Source organism: Pseudomonas sp. L7, from assembly GCF_046605565.1.
GTDB classification, from domain to species: Bacteria; Pseudomonadota; Gammaproteobacteria; order Pseudomonadales; family Pseudomonadaceae; genus Aquipseudomonas; species Aquipseudomonas wayambapalatensis.
In genome coordinates, this window is record NZ_CP176784.1 from 2,675,970 (window position 1) to 2,696,925 (window position 20,956).

Annotated in this window: 19 protein-coding genes; 4 read left to right on the forward strand and 15 right to left on the reverse strand. The window is 63.6% G+C overall.

Annotation, left to right across the window (positions count from 1 at the left end; all coding sequences use genetic code 11):
* The first annotated feature begins 102 nt into the window (after positions 1-102).
* From macA to ACK3BK_RS12035, 3 genes are read left to right on the forward strand one after another with little or no spacing between them, the layout of a single operon-like run.
* Positions 103-1,260 carry a macrolide transporter subunit MacA gene (gene macA, locus ACK3BK_RS12025; protein ID WP_411384377.1) on the forward strand — a complete coding sequence of 386 codons (1,158 nt, stop codon included), beginning with the start codon at positions 103-105 and terminating at the stop codon, positions 1,258-1,260.
* A gap of 2 nt (positions 1,261-1,262) precedes the next feature.
* Positions 1,263-3,269 (forward strand): MacB family efflux pump subunit, encoded by a 2,007-nt coding sequence (locus tag ACK3BK_RS12030; RefSeq protein ID WP_411384378.1) that lies wholly within the window; start codon positions 1,263-1,265, stop codon positions 3,267-3,269.
* Positions 3,270-3,294: 25 nt separating this feature from the next.
* On the forward strand, positions 3,295-3,591 hold the full coding sequence (locus tag ACK3BK_RS12035; protein ID WP_411384379.1) for a hypothetical protein: 297 nt from the start codon (positions 3,295-3,297) through the stop codon (positions 3,589-3,591).
* A 109-nt stretch (positions 3,592-3,700) separates the two neighbouring features.
* Here the strand turns inward: ACK3BK_RS12035 and ACK3BK_RS12040 are convergent, their stop codons facing one another.
* The 4 genes from ACK3BK_RS12040 to ACK3BK_RS12055 form a co-directional block, all read right to left on the reverse strand.
* Positions 3,701-4,327, reverse strand: a complete 627-nt coding sequence (locus ACK3BK_RS12040) for a hypothetical protein (RefSeq protein ID WP_411384380.1) — start codon at positions 4,325-4,327, stop codon at positions 3,701-3,703.
* Between the two features lie 84 nt (positions 4,328-4,411).
* Positions 4,412-4,639 (reverse strand): hypothetical protein, encoded by a 228-nt coding sequence (locus ACK3BK_RS12045; RefSeq protein ID WP_411384381.1) that lies wholly within the window; start codon positions 4,637-4,639, stop codon positions 4,412-4,414.
* 88 nt (positions 4,640-4,727) lie between these two features.
* On the reverse strand, positions 4,728-6,059 hold the full coding sequence (locus ACK3BK_RS12050; RefSeq protein ID WP_411384382.1) for a hypothetical protein: 1,332 nt from the start codon (positions 6,057-6,059) through the stop codon (positions 4,728-4,730).
* A 132-nt stretch (positions 6,060-6,191) separates the two neighbouring features.
* Entirely contained in the window at positions 6,192-6,848 is a 657-nt protein-coding gene (locus ACK3BK_RS12055; RefSeq protein ID WP_186711607.1) for a helix-turn-helix transcriptional regulator, read from the reverse strand.
* Between the two features lie 206 nt (positions 6,849-7,054).
* On the opposite strand from ACK3BK_RS12055, the gene hisN reads away from it, so the two are divergent.
* The gene (gene hisN, locus ACK3BK_RS12060) at positions 7,055-7,846 is read left to right on the forward strand and encodes a histidinol-phosphatase (RefSeq protein WP_411384383.1); all 792 of its coding nucleotides are present in this window, start codon (positions 7,055-7,057) and stop codon (positions 7,844-7,846) included.
* 3 nt (positions 7,847-7,849) lie between these two features.
* Here hisN and ACK3BK_RS12065 read toward each other — a convergent pair whose 3' ends face one another.
* From ACK3BK_RS12065 to ACK3BK_RS12115, 11 genes are all read right to left on the reverse strand, one after another.
* On the reverse strand, positions 7,850-8,125 hold the full coding sequence (locus tag ACK3BK_RS12065) for a peptidylprolyl isomerase (protein WP_054890650.1): 276 nt from the start codon (positions 8,123-8,125) through the stop codon (positions 7,850-7,852).
* Between the two features lie 34 nt (positions 8,126-8,159).
* Positions 8,160-10,118 carry an acetoacetate--CoA ligase gene (locus ACK3BK_RS12070; RefSeq protein WP_411384384.1) on the reverse strand — a complete coding sequence of 653 codons (1,959 nt, stop codon included), beginning with the start codon at positions 10,116-10,118 and terminating at the stop codon, positions 8,160-8,162.
* A gap of 56 nt (positions 10,119-10,174) precedes the next feature.
* Positions 10,175-10,945: a 3-hydroxybutyrate dehydrogenase gene (gene hbdH, locus ACK3BK_RS12075; protein WP_411384385.1), complete on the reverse strand. Its 771-nt coding sequence runs from the start codon at positions 10,943-10,945 to the stop codon at positions 10,175-10,177.
* Positions 10,946-11,009: 64 nt separating this feature from the next.
* Complete coding sequence (locus ACK3BK_RS12080; protein WP_411384386.1) at positions 11,010-12,026, reverse strand: ABC transporter permease; 1,017 nt, start codon at positions 12,024-12,026, stop codon at positions 11,010-11,012.
* Positions 12,026-13,084, reverse strand: coding sequence for a microcin C ABC transporter permease YejB (locus ACK3BK_RS12085; RefSeq protein WP_186664871.1), 1,059 nt, complete (start codon positions 13,082-13,084; stop codon positions 12,026-12,028). The genes ACK3BK_RS12080 and ACK3BK_RS12085 overlap by 1 nt, the downstream gene beginning before the upstream one ends.
* Positions 13,081-14,880, reverse strand: coding sequence for an extracellular solute-binding protein (locus ACK3BK_RS12090; protein WP_411384472.1), 1,800 nt, complete (start codon positions 14,878-14,880; stop codon positions 13,081-13,083). The genes ACK3BK_RS12085 and ACK3BK_RS12090 overlap by 4 nt, the downstream gene beginning before the upstream one ends.
* Before the next feature lie 163 nt (positions 14,881-15,043).
* A complete protein-coding gene (locus ACK3BK_RS12095) occupies positions 15,044-15,325 on the reverse strand; it encodes a peptidylprolyl isomerase (RefSeq protein ID WP_151924649.1) in 282 nt (93 codons plus the stop codon).
* A 79-nt stretch (positions 15,326-15,404) separates the two neighbouring features.
* Positions 15,405-16,466: a 3-deoxy-7-phosphoheptulonate synthase gene (locus ACK3BK_RS12100; protein WP_411384387.1), complete on the reverse strand. Its 1,062-nt coding sequence runs from the start codon at positions 16,464-16,466 to the stop codon at positions 15,405-15,407.
* Between the two features lie 564 nt (positions 16,467-17,030).
* Positions 17,031-18,182 carry an acyl-CoA dehydrogenase family protein gene (locus ACK3BK_RS12105; protein ID WP_288377536.1) on the reverse strand — a complete coding sequence of 384 codons (1,152 nt, stop codon included), beginning with the start codon at positions 18,180-18,182 and terminating at the stop codon, positions 17,031-17,033.
* 17 nt (positions 18,183-18,199) lie between these two features.
* Complete coding sequence (locus tag ACK3BK_RS12110; RefSeq protein WP_411384388.1) at positions 18,200-19,270, reverse strand: enoyl-CoA hydratase/isomerase family protein; 1,071 nt, start codon at positions 19,268-19,270, stop codon at positions 18,200-18,202.
* Between the two features lie 254 nt (positions 19,271-19,524).
* On the reverse strand, positions 19,525-20,910 hold the full coding sequence (locus ACK3BK_RS12115) for an aldehyde dehydrogenase family protein (RefSeq protein WP_186664860.1): 1,386 nt from the start codon (positions 20,908-20,910) through the stop codon (positions 19,525-19,527).
* Between the last annotated feature and the right edge of the window lie 46 nt (positions 20,911-20,956).

A 20,956-nucleotide genomic window follows, 5' to 3' on the forward strand; every position in this document is an offset into this window, starting at 1 on the left:
TGCGGTATCTGGCACCGGCTTTGACCGGTGATTGCGAGGCCAGCCCGCCCCCACAAGGGGCGGTGCGGCACGCAGGCCTTTGGAACGGATGAACGAGCATTTATGGACAAGAGCAGATTTCGCAAGATAAGCCTGGGCTGCGCCCTGGCGCTGGTGGCCGGGATCACGCTGTACGCGGTACAGGCCCCGGCCACGCCGCCGCGCTACATCACTGCCACGGTCGAGCGTGGTGACATCGAGAACGCGGTGCTGGCCACTGGTGTGCTCGAGGGCATCCGCCAGGTGGATGTCGGGGCGCAGGTTTCCGGGCAGTTGCGCTCGCTGAAGGTCAAGCTGGGCGACAAGGTGACCAAGGGCCAGTGGCTCGCCGAGATCGATCCCTTGGTGCTGCGCAACACGCTGCGCCAGGCCCAGGTCGATGAAGAAAAGCTGCAGGCCGAGCGGCGCTCGACCCTGGCCCGGGTCAACCAGACCCGTCGGGTCTACGAGCGTTACAGCGCGTTGCAGGACGACGAGTCGATCTCGCGCCAGGACTTCGAGAACGCCGAGTCCGAATACCAGGTGCAGCAGGCCACCCTGCACTCGCTGGACGCGCAGATCAAGAGTGCCCAGGTGCAGATCGACACCGCCAAGGTCAACCTCGACTACACCCGTATCAGCGCGCCCATCGACGGCGATGTGGTGGGCATCGTCACCCAGGAAGGGCAAACCGTGATCGCCCAGCAACTGGCGCCGGTGATCCTCAAGTTGGCCGACCTGGACACCATGACTGTCAAGGCTCAGGTCTCCGAAGCCGACGTGATCCATATCAGCCCCGGCCAGCAGGTGTACTTCACCATCCTCGGCGAAGACAAGCGCTACTACGCGACCTTGCGCGGCACGGAACCGGCGCCGCAGAACTACCTGGAGAGCACCGACAAGAGTGGCGCTGGCGCGCCGAAGCAGAACACCGCGGTGTTCTACAACGCCTTGTTCGAAGTGCCCAACCCTGACCACCGCCTGCGCATCTCCATGACCGCCCAGGTGCGCATCGTGCTGGCCACCGCCGAGGCGGTGCTCAGTGTGCCGGTGGCGGCGCTTGGGCCGCGCAGTGGTGACGGCAGCTTCCCGGTGCGGGTGGTCGACGCCAAGGGCTTTGCCCAGGTGCGCCAGGTGCAGGCCGGGATCAACAACAATGTCAGGGTCGAGATCAGGCAGGGGCTGGACGAGGGCGACCGGGTCGTAATTGGCGAGCCCATCGGCGACGCGGCGGGGGCATGAGCATGAACATGAACGTCGAGCTGGCCTCGCAGCGCACCACCGCCGTCGAAACCGGCCAGCCGCTGCTGCGCCTGGAGGGCGTGAGCCGCAGTTTCATGGCGGGAGATCGCGAGTTTCTTGCCCTGCGCCATATCGATCTGGAAATCAACGCGGGCGAGCTGGTGGCGATCATCGGCGCCTCGGGCTCGGGCAAGTCGACGCTGATGAATATCCTCGGCTGCCTGGACCATGCCAGCGCCGGTTCCTATCAGGTGGGTGGCCAGGAAACCCGCGACATGGACGATGAGGCGCTGGCCGCGCTGCGCCGTGACCATTTCGGCTTCATCTTCCAGCGTTATCACCTGCTGCCGCACCTGGACGCCCTGCGCAATGTCGAGATCCCGGCGGTGTATGCCGGTACGCCCCAGGCGCAGCGTCACGAGCGGGCCCAGGAACTGCTCAAGCGCCTGGGCCTGGCCGGGCACCTGACGCATCGCCCCAGCCAACTGTCGGGCGGTCAGCAGCAGCGGGTGAGTATCTGCCGGGCCTTGATGAACGGCGGCGAGGTGATCCTCGCGGACGAGCCTACCGGCGCCCTCGACACGGCCAGCGGCAAGGAAGTGATGGCCATCCTGCTGGAGCTGCACGCAGCCGGGCACACCGTGATCCTGGTGACCCACGACCCCAAGGTCGCAGCCCATGCCGAGCGCATCATCGAGGTCAGCGACGGGCAGATCGTCAGCGATCAGCGCAACTCGCCGCAGGCCACGCCCGATGCGGCCATCCCCGAGCCGCAACGCAAGGCCCGTCCGCCACGGCGCCTGGTGGCCAGCCTGGGCTTGTTCCGAGAAGCGTTCAACATGGCCTGGATCGCATTGATCTCGCACCGCATGCGCACGTTGCTGACCATGCTCGGGATCGTCATCGGCATCACCTCGGTGGTGTCGATCTCGGCGATCGGCGAGGGCGCCAAAGGCTACGTGCTCAAGGATATTCAGGCGATCGGCAGCAACACCATCGACATCTATTCAGGTAGCAACTTCGGTGACAGTCGGGCCAAGGCCATCGAGACCCTTGTGCTGGCCGACGTCACTGCGCTCAACCAACTGTATTACGTCGACAGTGCAACGCCGGTGATCGGCCGCAGCATGCTGGTGCGCTACCGCAACCTGGACCTGGACGTACAGCTCAATGGCGTCAGCGAACGCTACTTCCAGGTGCGCAACATCAACCTGGCTGCCGGCATCGCCTTCAGCGAAAGCGATGCCCGGCGCCAGGCGCAAGTGGTGGTGATCGACCACAACACGCGCTTGCGGCTGTTCGGCGAGGGGGTCGATCCGCTCGGGCAGGTGATCCTGATCGGCAATCTGCCGTGCACGGTGATCGGCGTGACCACCGAGAACAAGAACCTGTTCGCCGCCAGCAACGCGCTGAACGTCTGGGTGCCCTACGAAACTGCTGCCGGGCGCCTGCTGGGGCAGCGTCACCTGGATAGCATCAGCGTGCGAATCAAGGACGGCATGCCCAGCAAGCGGGTAGAAGAGGAGGTCAACAGCTTGATGCTGCAGCGCCACGGCACCAAGGACTTTTTCACCAACAACCTCGACAGCATCATGCAGACGGTGCAGAAAACCAGCCGCTCGCTGACCCTGCTGCTGTCGTTGATCGCGGTAATTTCATTGGTGGTGGGGGGTATCGGGGTGATGAACATCATGCTGGTGTCGGTCACCGAACGTACCCGTGAGATCGGCATCCGCATGGCCGTCGGTGCCCGGCAGTCGGACATTCGCCAGCAGTTCCTGGTGGAGGCGGTGATGGTCTGCCTGTTCGGCGGGCTGGTGGGGATCGCGTTGTCTTATGGGATTGGCTACCTGTTCACACTGTTCGTCAAACAGTGGGAGATGGTGTTCTCGCCGGCCTCGATTGCCACCGCGTTCGCCTGTTCGACGTTGATCGGCATCGTGTTCGGGTTTGTGCCCGCACGAAACGCCGCACGGCTGGACCCGATCGAAGCCTTGGCGCGGGATTGAACTGACGTGTCGCTGACGCACGGCTTTGGTCAGCGACACGTTCAATGGGGCGTTAATCGAGGACTTTGAACATTATTGGTTCCTGGCTCGAAAACACGTTGCCTACCCCACGGATTTCATTGCCGTTCAAAAATATGTGCTTGAATGCCACCACACACGAAAGTACGAACCTGCCGTCACCGTTAAACGTCAGGTCCGCGTTGCCCGCCCAACTGAATCGATAGATCATCGCCACGAGGGGGTCAGGGGATGTACCGAGCTGCATGTCACCGGTCAAGCCGACGAGGATACGGTTCTTCGCATCGACGGCGATATGTGGTGAGGAAATATACACCGCGTTTTTTACCGCATCGTTCCTACTCGTGAATGTACTGTCACGTTCTCCTGACAAGAGGTAAGCGTCCAACTTCAGCCGCGGCTCAGATTGGTGGTCATTCTTTTTTGTGTGTTAATGGGTCCATAGAAGCGATCAGGATCCGCTCTTGATGTACGTGCATGCAGCTATTTTTATAAGCAAGACCCGGCATTTCAACGTAGCCGGAATCGTTGAATGTCTTGTCGAGCATTCCCGAGTCGGTGAACTTCGTCAGGTAAGCCTGTTGTTCTCTGTAGGCCAGCATGATAAATCCACCGCCCTCGAACAAATGGACATCGACCGGCTCCCATGGCTTGCCTTCCAGGGGCTGCAGCGGGAGAAACGACAGCAGCTTCCCTGTGTCTTGAGCAAATTTGGAAATCCAACTTTTGAACGGTGGATCCTCATACTCGTGGTAGCTACTGGATACTGACCACAGCGCGCCATTGATGAGTTGGGCCTCTCCACTGCTCACATCGTAGACGTGTTTTTCTGGTGTTTCGGTATGTCCGGCGGCGGGCGCTTCAGACTTGCGCGGCGCGCGGCGATCGGGGCTGTTCTTGGCCAAGTCTGCTGGTTTGATTGTCGCAATACCATTTTCGCCGAATCCTTCCTGCGGTTTCAGATTTGTCTCGAAACAACCAACGGCTGAAGTGTGGACGATGGGATCGTGTTCTTCGGATGGCCAGCGTATATCCGGCACGTAACAGGCTATCCGGTCGAGTTGGTTGTATTTGAGTTGGAAGAAATAGTTGGTATTCTGTTGGTTTTCATCGGGCAGGATGACTTATTCCAGATGGGTCCGTTTGCCGTCTTGATCGAAGCTGGCCAAGTAGTTCTCTTTCTTCTCGTGAGTCTGGATAACATGCACGCTCCCGCCATCTTGCAGGCCCGCAGAGTCGATGATTTCAAAACCGCGATCCTCATCGAGTGGACGCAACTCTACGATGCCCCCAACTCCGAAATTCGGGTCCAGTTGCCCTGCTTTATCGCCGGTATTATCTGTCGTTTTCATGAGGCTTACTCTCGTTGGCTGGTAAGTGGTAGGAACTATTCACGGTACTGGCAAGAGTCTGCGGTACGCAGGGTGCTGCAGAAGCCGGTCAGTCGTGCAGCTTGAGCACCCTTTCCAAGAAGTACGGGCCGCTGGTAGGGAACAGCGTCAGGATGTGTATGCCGTGCTCACTGGCCAACACCTTGTTCGCCGTCCTGTAGTCAGGGCCACCGTCAAAGAGGCCCTCGTTGCCGAAGGCGCTGTCGAACTCTCCCGACCGTGTCAGGCGATACACATGCAAACGGCCGACGTTGATGGCGGTGAGCAGGGCGCCACCGAGCAAAATGCGACCCTGATCATCGATGTGAAGCTCGCCCAGGGCCAGGCCATGGCCGTCGCTGCCGAGCATCAGGGGGTGGCCGCTATTGAAGGTCGTGTCGTTCGTACCGGACTCGGTCAGTACGAACACTGTCGTGGGTTGTTGGAGCTGGAATTCCACGCCCCGGGACACAGCGATCCGACCGTTCCTTGCGAACATGCCGAGGCGCATGCTTCCTTCAAAGGCGAACAGTTCCCGCTGACCCTGGTCATCATTGAAGCGTTCATCGGCGATGGCGTGTCGGTCGTAAGGCCTCACGATGACTCGCTTGGTGGCGTTCTCTGCTAGCACCAGGAAACTACCGTCGGCGAAGAAGTGCGCACGCAAGACCCGCAACGAAAAACCAGCCTTGTTGGTCAGTGGCAACATGCCGAGATCACGCGCCTCGCCGAGCTCAGGTGCCAGCTCGCCAGTCATGGGGTTGAAGACCGCCAACCAGCTTTCAGTGTGCTCGGTGTCCGCGTCGCCAAGAGTGTAGGGGAAGATGACTCGCAGTAAGCCGTTCGCGAACGCCAGCGGGCGCTCCTCGGCCGACAGAAGCGCGTTCGTCGAGTGCTTCAACCGGCGCATTTTGGCGCGGCTTACGTCACCCTTCTGCCAACCTTCGCCGGGGTCTGGTAAAGCATGACCGTTATCGCCAAAGGACGTTACCGGTTGGAAGCCTTCATCAAACTGGCTGATACCGATGAAGTTCAGAAAACGAGCGAATTCGGCATCGAAATAGGTGGGCACGCCAACGGCGAAATAGGTCTGCTGGCCATTGATCGTGGCGCCGACAAGCCCTTTGAAGTCCAGTGCCTCATCGGGCAGATTCGCAGCGTCTACGACCACATGGCCGGTGCTTTCGTCCCAGTGGCCATCGGCGTTGAGCCGGGTGAGCAATCCTGGGCTGGAGTCTGCGGGGTTACGGCCGAATACCACCAGCCTCCCCTTGGCGTCGAGGGTTGATGGCCCGACCTGGAGAGAGGCCATGTCCGGGTTGTAGGGAGGCTCGTGCGGAATATTGGCCACTCCTTGCGTGCCGTAGGCATGGTCAGGCGTGCCGGAAGACTGCACAGACATGCTGATGAGCTCCACCGTGTGAGGGTGGCTAGAAACTAACGCAGTCGATGTGGCACTCCAACTGGCAAAAATGATAGGTGGGGTACTGCGCCACATCGGCGGCGGGGATTGAATACCCCGGCTGCGGATGGCTTAGAGGGGTATCGATGGGTGGGCGCCATACATCCAGCGCATCAACGAATGCCGCCCGCTGATCCCCAGCTTGATCGCCGCGCGACGCAGGTAGCTTTCCACCGTATTGACCTTCAACTGCAGGCGTTCGGCCTGCTGCGGTGCAGTGTGACCGGCCAGCAGGCCCAGGCAGACCTGCATTTCCCGTTCTGACAGTGCAAGGCCAGTCTGGCCCAGGCGCTCGCGGAAACGCTCCTGCAGGCTATCGCTCTGTCGTTCGCTGATGCTGGGCTGCAAGGCATCCAGGTGCTTTTGCAACATGGGCAGCAGCAGCGGCGAGATATCCTGCAGGCAGTCGCGCTCGCGCGGCGAGAAGCTGGCGCGATCAGCGCGCAGGACGTGCAATTCGTAGTGATAATCGGCAGTGCGGCGCACCAGATGCAGACGGGCCGGGTCCAGAAGCTCGTCGCAGGCGGGTTCGCCGGTGCTGAACACGGTTTCACTGAGCAGGGTGGTGCTGTCGTGCAAACCGGGTGAGGCCAGGCGCACCTGGCGGATATGCGTAGCATCGATGCTCAGGTGAGTCTGGATCAGGTCATGCAGCAGGCGCGGGAATTGGCGGCTGCCGGTGCTGGCTATGACTTTGCCGATCTGCGGAAAGAGCAGGTGAGAATTCATCGTATCGTCCATGAGTAGCGGTAATCCGAAAGTCGCGATATGGCTTTTGGCCATTATTTGGGCGCGACTGCTTGCTATCCTAGTACAACGATTCAGCTACCGCTTGATGAAATGGTCATAACCCCATGCCCGAAAGTGAGGTGCTTGTGCGCCTGCGCCGCTGGGCTGGGGTATCATGGCCGCCTTTTTCCTACGAGGCCCGCCCCATGTCCCTGAACGCTGAGCAGATCACAGAATTCCGTGCTTTTGCCGAGCAATTGGCCGATGCCGCTGCCTTGGCGATCCAGCCGTATTTTCGCGCGAGCCTGGAGGTCGAGGACAAAGGCGGGCGCCTGTACGATCCGGTGACCGTGGCTGACGAGGCCGCCGAAGACGCCATGCGTGCGCTGATCCAGGCGCGGTATCCGGCGCATGGCATCCTGGGCGAGGAGCAGGGCGTGGCACAGGGCAGCAGCCCGTTGACCTGGGTGCTGGACCCGATCGATGGCACCCGGGCCTTCATCACCGGCCTGCCGCTGTGGGGCACGCTGATTGCCCTGAACGATGGCGAGCAGCCGGTGGTGGGGGTGATGAACCAGCCCTTTACCGGCGAGCGTTTCGTCGGCACGCCCGAGGGCGCCTGGCGTAGCGGTACACCGCTGAAAACCCGCGCCTGTGGGGCGCTCGAGGCGGCCACGCTGATGTGCACCACGCCGGACATGTTCGACACTCCGGCGCGCAAGGCGGCATTCGAGCATGTGGCGGGGCGGGCGCGACTGATGCGTTATGGGGGCGACTGCTACGCCTATTGCATGCTGGCGTCGGGGTTTGTCGATGTGATCGTCGAGGCGAGCCTGCAACCCTACGACGTGCAGGCACTGATGCCGATCATCCAAGGGGCGGGCGGTGTGATCACGGCGTGGGATGGCAGCTCGGCGCAGAACGGTGGCTGCATCGTGGCCTGCGGCGATCCAGCGCTTCATACACAGGTCGTGGAGATGTTGCGCGCAGCGATGTAACGCTCAGTCGCGGTAGAACACCTGCACCAGGTGATAACCGAACTTGGTCTTGATCGGCCCATGCACCACGCGCAGGGCCTTCTTGAAGATCACCTGGTCGATGGCGCCGACCAGCTGGCCAGGACGCACCTCGCCCAGGTCGCCACCGCGCTTGCCCGATGGACAGGTCGAGAACTTCTTCGCCAGCACGTCGAACGCCTCGCCCTTGGCCAGGCGTTGCTTGAGTTGTTCGGCCTCATCGGCGGTCTTGACCAGGATATGGCGCGCTTGTGCTTTCATGGGACACCTGTGCTTCGGGCAAAAAAGGGCGCCATTATGCCTGATCGCGCAGCTCGGCGCGGTCACGGAAATACGCCAGCGCCTCGGGGTTGGCCAGGGCATCGGTGTTCTTCACCGCCAGCCCGTGCACCACGTTGCGCACCGCCAGCTCCACCAGCTTGCCGCTGACGGTGCGTGGGATGTCTGGCACCTGGGCAATCACCGCTGGCACATGGCGCGGTGTGGTGTATTGGCGGATCACCTGGCGGATGCGCTGACACAAGGCGTCGTCCAGTTGCAGGCCCTCACGCAGACGCACGAACAGCACCACACGCACATCGCCTTGCCAATCCTGGCCGATGGCGATGCTCTCGAGCACCTCCTCGACTTTCTCCACCTGGCGATAGATCTCCGCCGTACCGATGCGCACGCCGCCGGGGTTGAGCACCGCGTCGGAGCGACCGTGGATCACCAGGCCGCCGCTGCTGGTTTCTTCGGCATAGTCACCCTGTGCCCAGACGCCGGGAAACAGGCTGAAGTAAGCCTCGTGATAACGGCTGCCGTCGGTATCGCCCCAGAAACCCAGCGGCATCGACGGAAAATGGCGGGTACAGACCAGCTCGCCTTTCTCGCCTACCACCGCCTGGCGTTGTTCGTTCCACACCTGTACGGCCATGCCCAGGCCCCGGCATTGTATTTCCCCGCGCCGTATTGGCAGGGTCGGGTTACCCAGCACGAAGCATGAGACGATGTCGGTACCGCCGGACATCGACACCAGGCGCACATCACGCTTGATCTGACGGTAGACGTAGTCGTAGCTGTGCGGCGACAGCGGCGAACCGGTGGACAGCAACAGGCGCAGGCTGTCGAGGCGGTGGCTGCGTATCGGCACCAGGCCTTGCTGTTCCAGCGTGGCCAGGTACTTGGCGCTGGTGCCGAACACCTGGATGCCTTCGGCGTCGATCAGGTCGAGCAGGCGCTCGGGGCCGGGGTGCAGCGGTGAGCCGTCGTACAGCACCAGGGTGGCACCGACCGCCAGGCCGCTGGCCAACCAGTTCCACATCATCCAGCCACAGGTGGTGTAGTAGAACAGCACGTCGTCGGCCTTCAGGTCGTTGTGCAGGCCGTGTTCCTTCAAATGCTGCAGCAGTACGCCTCCTGCTCCGTGGACGATGCACTTGGGCACGCCGGTGGTGCCGCTGGAATAGAGGACGTACAGCGGGTGGTCGAAGGGCAGGGCAGCAAACTCAGGTTCGCCACCGGCCTGAAAGAAGTCCTGCCAGAGGCTGACCCTGGGTGCGACGAACTCATCGGTGCGCGTCTGCTCGCGGGTGTAGGGCACGACCAGCAGGTGCTCCAGCGCTGGTAACCGGGCGCAGACCTGATTGATCTTCTCGACCTGGTCGATCACCTTGCCAGCATAGTGATAGCCGGCGCAGACGATCAGCAGTTTCGGCGCGATCTGGCCAAAGCGGTCGATGATGCCGTGCAGCCCGAACTCGGGGGACGAGGTGGACCAGATCGCCCCCAGGCTGGCGCTGGCGAGCATGGCCACCAGGGTTTGCCAGGTGTTGGGCATGACCGCGGCGATACGATCGCCTGGCTGGATGCCGGCGGCCTTGAACGCGCGTTGCAGGCCGGCGACCTCGGCGGCGAGCTGCCGGTGGGTGAGCACCTGGCGTGTACCGTCCTCGCGCACGGTGATCAGCGCCGGGTGCGTGTCGCGTCGACGCAACAGGTGTTCGGCATAGTTGAGCGTGCCATCTGCGAACCAGCGCGCGTCCGGCATCTGCGGGCCTTCGCTGAGCACCTGCGACGGCAGATTGTGCCAGCGCACTTCGAAGCACTTGCAGAGCCTCTGCCAGAACGCTTCGCGCTGCTCGATGCTCCAGCGGTGCAGGTCTGCGTAGTTGGCGAGCTGCAGGCCAAGGTCCTGGTTCACCTGTCGGCGGAAGTGGTCCATTCGGCTGGCCTGGACCTGTGCGGGGCTGGGGCGCCACAGTACTTCGCTCATGCGAGCCTCCTCGGTCGGTGGGGAATCGACACGGCCTGCTAGTTGAACTCTAGCCCTTACTGCGCCAACCAGCCGCCGTCCACGTTCCACGCGGCGCCACGTACCTGGCTGCCGGCCTCGCTGCACAGAAACAGTGCCAGCTCGCCCAGGTGCTCGGGGGTCACGAACGCCAGCGAGGGCTGCTTCTCGGCCAGCAGGTCATGCTGGGCCTGCCGAGGGTCGCCGCCTGCGGCTGCGCGGTCGTCGATCTGCTTCTGCACCAGCGGGGTCAGCACCCAGCCGGGGCAGATGGCATTGCAGGTGACGTTGCTGGTCGCGGTCTCCAGCGCCACCACCTTGGTCAACCCGATCACCCCGTGCTTGGCCGCCACGTAGGCGGCCTTGCCGGTCGAGCCCACCAGGCCGTGCACCGAGGCAATGTTGATGATCCGCCCCCAGCCGCGTTCGCGCATCCCCGGCAGGGCCAGGCGGGTGCCGTGGAACACGGCCGAGAGGTTCAAGGCGATGATCTTGTCCCAGCTCTGCACCGGGAAGGCCTCCACCGGCGCGACGTGCTGGATGCCGGCGTTGTTGACGAGGATGTCGACGCCGCCGAACTCGCGCTCGGCCAAGGCAAACAGGGCCTCGATCTGCGTCACGTCGGACAGGTCTGCCGGATGGTGGGCGACCTTCACGCCGTGGCGGGCGATCTCGGCCAGCGCCGGTTGCGGATCGCCGAAGCCGTTGAGCAGGATGTTGGCACCTGCCTTGGCCAGTACCTGGGCGATGCCCAGACCGATGCCGCTGGTGGATCCGGTGATGAGTGCCGTCTTGCCGTCTAGAGTCATGTGCCGCTCCTTACACGATGCCGATAGCGTTAACGATCAGTGTGTCTGTTTGCCGAGGGCCGAATCAGCGCCGCGGGTCGAATGCCTCCCGCAGCGCATCGCCGATGAATACCAGCAGCGACAGGATCACCGCCAGCGCGAAAAACGCGGTGAAGCCCAGCCAGGGGGCTTGCAGGTGCTGCTTGCCCTGGGTGACCAGCTCACCCAACGACGCGGTGCCGGCCGGCATGCCGAAGCCGAGGAAGTCCAGCGCTGTCAGGGTGGTGATGGCACCGGTCAGCATGAACGGAATGTAGGTCAGTGTGGCGTTCATGGCATTGGGCAGGATATGCCGCAGCATCACCTGGGTGTCCGGCAGGCCCAGTGCACGGGCGGCCTTGACGTACTCAAGGTTGCGCCCGCGCAGGAATTCGGCGCGCACCACGTCGACCAGGGCCAGCCAGGAGAACAGCGCCATGATGCCCAGCAACCACCAGAAATTCGGTTCGACGAAGCCGGACAGGATGATCAGCAGATACAGCACCGGCAACCCCGACCATACCTCCAGCAGGCGCTGGCCGAGCAGATCGACCCAGCCACCGTGGTAGCCCTGCAGTGCGCCGGCGGCAACGCCGATCAGCACGCTGACCAGGGTCAGGGCAAAGGCGAACAGCAAGGAAATGCGAGTGCCATACAGCACCCGTGCGAGCACGTCGCGGCCCTGGTCGTCGGTGCCCAGCCAATTGCTGGCACTGGGCGGGCTTGGGGTGGGCACCTGCAGGTCGTAGTTGGGCGTGTCGGCACTGAAGGGGATGGGGGCGAACAGCATCCAGCCGCCCTGGCCTTCAATCAACTGGCGCACATAGGCGCTGCGGTAGTCGGGCTGGAACGGCAGTTCACCGCCGAACTGCTGCTCGGTGTAGCGCTTGAGCGCCGGGGTGTACAGCTCGCCCTTGTACGACAGCAGCAACGGCTTGTCGTTGGCCACCAGCTCTGCGCCCAGGCTCAGCAGCAGGATGGCAGCGAACAGCCATAGCGACACCCAGCCCAGGCGGTTATGGCGAAAACGCTGCAGGCGGCGCCGGGCGATGGGTGAGAGCATCAGTGCGCCCTCGTGTCGAAGTCGATGCGTGGGTCGAGCAAGGTGTACGACAGGTCGCCGATCAGGCGGATCAGCAAGCCTGCCAGGGTGAAGATGAACAGGGTGCCGAACACGACCGGGTAATCCCGCGAGACGGCCGCTTCATAGCTCATGCGCCCCAGGCCGTCGAGCGAGAAGATCACCTCGATCAGCAATGAACCGGCGAAGAATACCGTGATCAACGCCTGCGGCACCCCGGCCACCACCAGCAGCATGGCATTGCGCAACACATGGCCGTACAGCACCCGGCGTTGGCTCAAGCCCTTGGCCCGGGCGGTGACCACATACTGGCGCGAGATTTCATCGAGGAAGGCGTTCTTGGTCAGCAGGGTGAGGGTGGCAAAGCCGCCGATCACCAAGGCACCGACCGGTAGCACCAGGTGCCAGAAATAATCGGCGACCTTGCCCAGCAGGCTCAGCTGGTCGAAGTCTTCCGAGACCAGCCCGCGCACCGGGAACCAGTTCAGGGACGTGCCGCCGGCGAACAGCACGATCAGCAGCAGGGCGAAGAGGAACGAGGGCAGCGCGTAGCCAACCACGATCAGCGCGCTGCTCCAGGCATCGAAACGGCTGCCGTGGCGCACGGCCTTGCGGATACCCAACGGGATCGAGACCAGGTAGGTGATCAGCGTCGCCCAGAAGCCCAGCGACAGGGTAACGGGTAACTTGTCGAGAATCAGGTCGGTAACCTTGGCGCCACGGAAGAAGCTCTGGCCAAAATCGAGCCGGGCATACTGGCCAAGCATCAGCCAAAGGCGCTCCGGGGCGCTCTTGTCGAAGCCGTACTGGCGCTTGATCTCCTCGATCAGCTTGGGGTCAAGCCCACGACTGGCGCGGGACTCGCCCTGCATCACTTCGACCCGGGCGCCTGGGGCGCCGCCGCCGATGCCTTGCAGGCGCGCCACCGCCTGCTCCACAGGGCCGCCGGGAGCCGCCTGGACGATGGCGAAGTTCACCAGCAGGATCGCCAGCAGGGTCGGAATGATCAGCAGCAGGCGCCGCAGGATATAGGCGGTCATGGTGCAACCTTGGAGCGTTCAGCCATCTGCTGATTGGTCAGCGCCGTTGGGCTGAGTTCCCACCAGGTATCCAGGCCTTCGTCGTAGGCGGCCTGCACCTTGGGCAGGCCGAAGCGGTTCCACCAGACGGTCGAGCTGCCGGGCGGGTAATAGTTTGGAATCCAGTAGTAGTTCCACTGCAGCACGCGGTCCAGGGCGTGGGCGTGGCGCAGCATGTCGGCCTGGGTCGAGGCGCGTACCAGGCCGTCGAGCAGGTGGTCCACCGCCGGGTCCTTGAGCACCATGAGGTTGTTCGAGCCAGGGTCGTTGGCGGCGGCTGAGCCGAAGTAGTTGTACTGCTCCGAGCCGGGTGACAGCGTGACCGGGTAACCGGTGACGACCATGTCGTAGTCGCGCGCCATCAGCCGGTTGATGTATTGGGCCGAGTCGACATTGCGGATGTTCAGCTCGATGCCGATTTGCGCCAGGTTGCGTTTCCAGGGCAAGAGCAAGCGCTCCAGGCCCGATTGCCCGTTGAGGAAAGTGAAGCTCAGCGGCGTGCCTTCGGCGTTTACCAGGCGATCACCCTCAGGGCGCCAACCGGCGGCCTGGAGCAACTCCAACGCCTGCAGCTGCTGCTTGCGGATGATGCCCGAACCATCGGTCACTGGTGCCGTGAACACCTGGGTGAAGACTTCGTCGGGGATCTGGCCGCGTAGCGGCTCGAGCAGTTTCAGTTCCTCGGCGTCGGGCAGCTCGCGCGCCGCGAGCGGGGTGTTGGAGTACAGGCTTTGCTGGCGGATGTACAGGTTGCGCATCATCTGCCGGTTGCTCCACTCGAAGTCCCAGAGCATCGCCAGCGCCTGGCGCACACGGCGGTCGCGGAACACCGGCTTGTCGAGGTTGAACACGAAGCCCTGGGCGTTCTGTGGCTTGGCAGGGCCCAGGTGGGCGCGCTGCAGGCGGCCGTCGTCGAGCTGGGCGCCGTTGTAGCCCAGGGTATAGGCGGTGGCGGAGAACTCGCGGTTGTAATCGTATCCGCCGCCCTTGAGTACCTGGCGGGCAACCTCGGTGTCGCCGAAGTACTCGACGCGCAAGCGCTGGAAGTTGAAGCGCCCGCGGTTGACCGGCAGGTCCTTGGCCCACCAGTCGGGGTCGCGCTCGAAGGTGATGCTGCGGCCGTTGTCGATCCGGCTGATGCGGTAGGGGCCACTGCCTACCGGTTTTTCGAACCCGGCGCCGTTGGCGAAGTCGCGTGTCTGCCAGTCGTGCTCCGGCAGTACCGGCAGGCTTGCCAGGTCCAGCGCGAGGGTGCGTCCGTGGGGTTGCTTGAAATCGAAGCGCACGCTGCGCGGGCCTTCCACGGTGACCCCGGCAACCTCGGCGAACTGCGTGCGGTATTTGAGGCTGCCCTTGCTCATCAGCAGCTCGAAAGTGAAGCGCACATCTTCGGCGCGCACCGGCTTGCCGTCGGCGAAGGTGGCACGCGGGTCGATCTCGAAACGTAGCCAGGCGTCGTCCGGGCCACGCTCCATCCGGTGGGCGATCAAGCCATAGACCGTGTACGGCTCATCGAACGAGCGTACCGCCAGCGGGGCATACAACCAGCCATCGACCTCGCTGACACCGGTGCCCTTGTCGATATACGGCAGGATATGGTCGAACTGGCCGATCTCGATGGCCGAGCGCCGCAAGCTGCCGCCCTTGGGGGCGTGCGGGTTGACGTAGTCGAAGTGCGTGAAGTTCGCGGGGTAGCGCGGGGCTTCGCCGTAGACGGTGAGGGCGTGGGAGGGGGCGGCCTGGAGGGTCAATGCCAGGCATGACAGCAAGCATCCCACCAACAGACGGCCCAGCCCCCTGCAAGAGCGAGCTTGCCCCGCGATGAGGCGCGGCGAGACATGGGGGGGTACTGAACGGGCCCTGTCGCGGGACAAGCCCGCTCCTACAAGGGCACTGCAGGGGCGGGCGAACAAGACCGAATCAGTCCTGGCGGCTGGTCACTTCCAGCAGGTGGTAGCCGAACTGGGTCTTGACCGGGCCTTGCACAGTGTTGACTGGCGCGCTGAACACCACGGTGTCGAATTCCTTGACCATCTGGCCTGGGCCGAAGGAACCCAGGTCACCGCCCTGGCGGCTGGACGGGCAGGTGGAGTTGGCCTTGGCGACTTCGCCGAAGTCGGCACCGGCTTCAATCTGAGCCTTGAGTTCGTTGCACTTCTCTTCGCTGCTGACGAGGATGTGGCGGGCGGTGGCACGTGCCATGGGAACTGCTCCTTGATGTGAAACGGCAAGCCTAGCGCAATTGGCTGCGAAATGTCTCGCAAGGCTTGCCGTGAGCCTCCTACAACTTATCTGCCGCCTGGCGCAGCAAGGTGTCGGTCGAATCCCAGCCCAGGCAGCCATCGGTGATCGACACGCCATATTTCAACGTGCCCTTGCCCAGCGCCTGGCAGCCGTCGAACAGGTGCCCCTCGAGCATCACGCCGACGATCGAGGTGTCACCGGCCAGGCGCTGGTTCAGCACATCTTCGAACACTGCGGGTTGCCGCGCCGGGTCCTTGCCGCTGTTGGCGTGGCTGCAATCGACCATGATCCGCGCCGCAAGCCCGGCCTTGGCCAGCCCCTGGCGGGCCAGGGCGATGCTGTCGGCATCGTAGTTCGGGCCCTTGTGGCCGCCGCGCAGCACCAGGTGGGTATCCGGGTTGCCGAAGGTCTCGATGATCGCCGGGTAGCCTTGCGCATCCATGCCGAAGTGGCGGTGCGGTGCTGCGGCGCTGCGCATGGCATCGGTGGCGATGGCGACGCCGCCGTCGGTGCCGTTCTTGAAGCCGACGGGCAGCTCCAGGCCGCTGACCATCTCGCGGTGAATCTGCGATTCGGTGGTGCGTGCACCGATGGCCGCCCAGCTCAGCAGGTCATCGAAGTAGCCCGCAGCCATCGGCTGGAGCAGTTCGGTGGCGATCGGCAGGCCGCGCTCGAGCATGCCCAGCATCAAGCCCCGGGACAGGGCGATACCGGCGTGCATGTCGTCGCTGCCGTCCAGGTGCGGGTCGTACGCCAGGCCTTTCCAGCCTACGGTGGTGCGCGGCTTTTCCACGTAGGCACGCATCACCAGCAGCAGCTTGTCATCGACTTCACGGCTCAGGGCCGCCAGGCGGTCGGCGTATTCAAGGGCCGAGCGTGGGTCGTGGATCGAGCATGGGCCGACGATCACCAGCAGGCGTGGGTCGCGGCCTTCGAGAATGGCGCGCACGGCCTGGCGATGGGCGTGGACTTGCTGGGCGAGTTCACTGGAAAGCGGCATCTGCTGCTTAAGCAGGTGAGGGCTGGGCAGGCGCTGGCTGACGGAGGTGTTGGCAGCGGCAGGTTGGGTCAGGGGCAGAGCGAGATTCGAAGCTTGCATGGCGTTGTTTCCCTGGGCGGACGGCGGGTGCTTCCCGCGCTGTCGGCCCTATCGAGGTGTTCGACAGGTATTCGGATGATTGCTGTGTGCAGCGTCGCCACCAGTGATGGACCGTACGGAGGCGGCAGGCTGGCCCGAACGGGATTGGCTAAATCGCCAGGCGTAGGTGTCTGCGTAGGGGTAGCTGGTGTAGTTCATGAATCTGTCCTCGGAACGAATGGATGTTTTTCAGGGCCTGTAAACGCAAAACCCCCGGTCGGGGAGCCGACCGGGGGTTTGAGTATTCTCATGTTCGGCGGCCCCTCGAAGGTGGGCGCCGTGTGGGTATCGGCGCCTAGTGGCTAAACCAATACCCAAAATAGGAGCAGGCGACGTTACGACCGGCAACGGCCAGCACAGGGCGCGCGGTGCGACCGGTGGTGTTGGCGTGATTGCAGGTGTGTTTCGACATGTTGCTCTCCAGTGAATGGGATCGAGCTTACTGCACCTGTAACGCTGTGTTCAATGGATAAATGCTATCGCAATGATAATCCGGGGCAGCAACGCGACCCCGGGACCGCGCGATCACAGCGGATAATGCTTGAGCTCGCGTGCAATCAGCATCCGCTGAATCTCGCTTGAGCCCTCGTAGATCTGGGTAATGCGCGCATCGCGGTAGTACTTCTCCACCGGATAGTCCTCAAGATAGCCATAGCCGCCATGCACCTGGATGGCCATGGAGCACACCCGCTCGGCCATTTCCGAGGCGAACAGCTTGGCCTGCGAGGCTTCCGACAGGCACGGCTTGCCGGCCGTGCGCAGGCGTGCGGCGTGGAGGATCAGCAGGCGTGCGGCATTGACCTGCACCTGCATGTCGGCCAGCAGGTTGGCGATGCTCTGGTGCTCGTTGATCGGTTTGCCGAACTGGATGCGCTCGCGCGAATAGGTCAGCGCTGCTTCGAAGGCGGCGCGGGCGATGCCCAGTGCCTGGGCGGCGATGCCGATGCGCCCGCCTTCGAGGTTGGACAGGGCGATGGCCAGGCCCCTGCCGCGCTCGCCCAGCAGATTGGCGGCGGGGATGCGGCAGTCGTCGAGGGTGACCGCACAGGTGTCCGAGGCGCGGATGCCCATCTTGTGTTCGCTGCGATCGACCTTGAACCCTGGGTTGTCGGTCTCTACCAGAAACGCCGACAGGCCCTTCTTGCCCAGCTCCGGGTCGGTGACGGCAAAGACGATGGCCAGCCCTGCGCGGCGGGCGTTGCTGACGAACTGTTTGGCGCCGTTGATCACCCAGTGGCCATCGACCAGCTCGGCGCGGGTACGCAGGTTGTGGGCTTCGGAGCCAGCCTGGGGCTCGGTCAGGCAGAAGCAGCCAATCACTTCGCCACTGGCCAGGCGCGGCAGCCATTGCTGCTGTTGCTCAGCGCTGCCATAGGCCAGCAGCGGGCCGCAGCCGACCGAGTTGTGGATGCTCATCATCGCACCGGTCGCGCCGTCGCCAGCCGAGATCTCTTCTACCGCCAGGGCATAGGCGACGTAGTCGGTGTAGCTGCCACCGAAGGTGTCGGGCACGACCATGCCCAGCAGGCCCAGCTCACCCATGGCGCGGACGACGTCATCGTCGATCCAGCCAGCCCTCTCCCAGGCCTGGGCATGCGGCGCGATCTCGCCACGGGCAAAGTCCCGGGCCATGTCGCGGATCATGATCTGTTCTTCGCTCAGTTCCAGGTCTTGCATGCTGTGTACTCCCGGGCTCACAGGCCTTCGAAGAATTGATCGACCCGCTGGCGCGACAGCGCGGCGAGGGTGGGCGGGTTCCAGCGAGGTTGCTTGTCCTTGTCGACGATCAGCGCACGCACGCCCTCGATGATGTCGCCATGGGCGAACCACTGGCGGTCCAGGTGCAGTTCCATGGCGAAGCAGTCTTCCAGGCTCAAGTGGCGGCCGCGGCGCAACATTTCCAGGGTAACCGCCATCGCCAGCGGCGAGCGGGTTTCCAGCTGATCGGCGGTGGCCAGTGCCCAGGGGCGGCTGTCGCCGATGCTCACGGCGCGCAGTTGCTCGATGATGCTGGCCAGGTCGGGCTGGGCGAAGAAGTGATCGATGGCCGGGCGCAGCTTGGCCAGCGGCGCGTCGTCCAGCGTCTGGGAGCCAAGTTTGGCGAGCAGACCTTGCAGATCCTTGAGTGGCTGGTCGCCGAAGTTCAGATGATCCAGGCCTTCGTCCAGCGCGGTCAGTTTTGCGCTGTCCACGTACCAGTCCGCCAGCCCACAGTACAGGGCATCGGCGGCCTGGATCTGCGCGCCGCTGACGCCCAGGTAGATGCCCAGCTCGCCGGGAATGCGCGACAGGAAGTAGCTACCACCCACATCGGGGAAGTAGCCGATACCGACCTCGGGCATCCCCAGGCGGCTGCGTTCGGTGACGATGCGCAGGTCCGCGCCCTGGGCCAGGCCCATGCCGCCGCCGAGGGTGAAGCCGTCCATCAGCACGAGGATCGGTTTGCGGTAATGATGGATGCACAGGTCGAGGGCGTATTCCTCGACGAAAAAGCGCTCATGCAGGTCGCTGCCGGCCTTGAAGCTGTCATGCAGCGAACGGATGTCGCCCCCTGCGCAGAAGCCCTTGGGGCCTTCGCCGCGCAGGACCACGGCCTTGACTTGTGGGTCTTGCGCCCAGGCGTCGAGGTGGCGCTGCAGGCTGCGCACCATGTCGAGGGTCAAGGCGTTGAGGCCGGCGGGACGGTTGAGGGTCAGGTGGCCGATGTGGTTGCGGGTGTCGGCCAGAACATGATCCGTGGCCGTTGGTTGAGCGTGCGCGGTCATCGCGGTCTCCCTGCTTTGTTATTGATTTTCCACGTTAAGTCTGGAAATACGCTGGAGGATCAACGGATCCTGCCATGCGTATTTGCCTGACACAATTGGTAAATCTGCAGGGGTGGGGTGCATTTTTGTGGCAGATGATCAGGCATCTGCGGTGTGGGTGCTGGCCTCTTCGCGGGCAAGCCCGCTCCTACTAAGGATCACACCAGACCCTGTGGGAGCGGGCTTGCCCGCGAAAAGAGCGACGCGCACTCGCCTCAGTTACGATCCAGCCACACCGTCTGCACGTTGCAGAACTCGCGCACACCAAAGTGCGACAGCTCACGCCCGAAACCGCTCTTCTTCACGCCACCGAACGCTACCCGGGGGTCGGAGGCGCAGTAGCCGTTGATGAACACTCCGCCGGTGTCCAGTGCCGAGGTCATGCGCTCGGCCCGTGCCAGGTCAGCGGTGTAGATCGTCGCCGCCAGGCCGAATTCGCTGTCGTTGGCCAGTTCTACCGCGTGCTCGGCGTCACGGGCGCTGATGATCGCCGCCACCGGACCGAACAGCTCCTGCTTGAAGGCGGTCATGTCGGGGGTGACGTTGGCGAACACGGTCGGCTCGTAGAAGTTGGCGCTGCCTTCGACCTTCTTGCCGCCCAGCAGCAGCGTGGCGCCTTCGGCGAGAGTCGCCTGGACCTGGCCATCGAGTTCGTCGCGCAGGTCGAAGCGGGCCATCGGGCCGAGGTAGGTGTCATCCTGCAGTGGGTTGCCGATTTTCAGGGCGCGGGTCGCTTCCACGAACTTCTGCGTGAAGGCCTCGACGATGCTGTCTTCCACGATGAAGCGCTTGGCTGCGGCGCAGACCTGGCCGGTGTTCTGGTAGCGGCCGATCACTGCAGCTTTGACGGCGGCATCGAGGTCGGCATCGGCCAGCACGATGAACGGATCGGAACCGCCCAGTTCGAGCACGCACTTCTTCAGCGCAGCGCCCGCTTGAGCGCCGATGGCCATGCCTGCACGTACGCTGCCGGTGAGGGTAATGGCGGCGATGCGCGGGTCATTGATCGCGCGGGTGACGCCATCCGGGGTGACATTGACCACCTCGAACACGCCTTGCGGCAAGCCAGCCTGCTTGAACAGCTCGGCCAGCAGGTAGGCGCTGCCCATCACGTTCGGTGCGTGCTTGAGTACGTAGGTGTTGCCAGCCAGCAGGGCGGGGACGGCACCACGCAGCACTTGCCAGATCGGGAAGTTCCACGGCATCACCGCGAGGATCGGGCCGAGCGGGCGGTATTCGATGCGCGCTTTCTCGATCTGGGTGGCCTCGGGGGCGAGCATGGCCGGGCCGTGTTCGGCGTACCACTGGCACAGGCCGATGCACTTGGTCACTTCGCCGCGAGCCTGGGTGATCGGCTTGCCGATCTCGCGGGTGATCATCACCGCGAAGGCTTCATGGTTGGCCTGCAGGGTATTGGCCAGGGCGATCAGGTATTCGCTGCGCTGACCCAGCGACACCTGGCGCCACTGGGCGTAGCCGACCTTGGCGCGTTGCAGGGCAGCGTCCAGTGCGGCATCGGTGTCGTAGGGGTAGGCGCCAATCTGTTCGCCGCTGTACGGGTCGACGGAAATGGCATGGGTCAGGCTGCTGATCTCGCTCATGGCGGGTCCTCTTGTTGTCTTGGCGGTGTCGTATTCGACTGAAGGC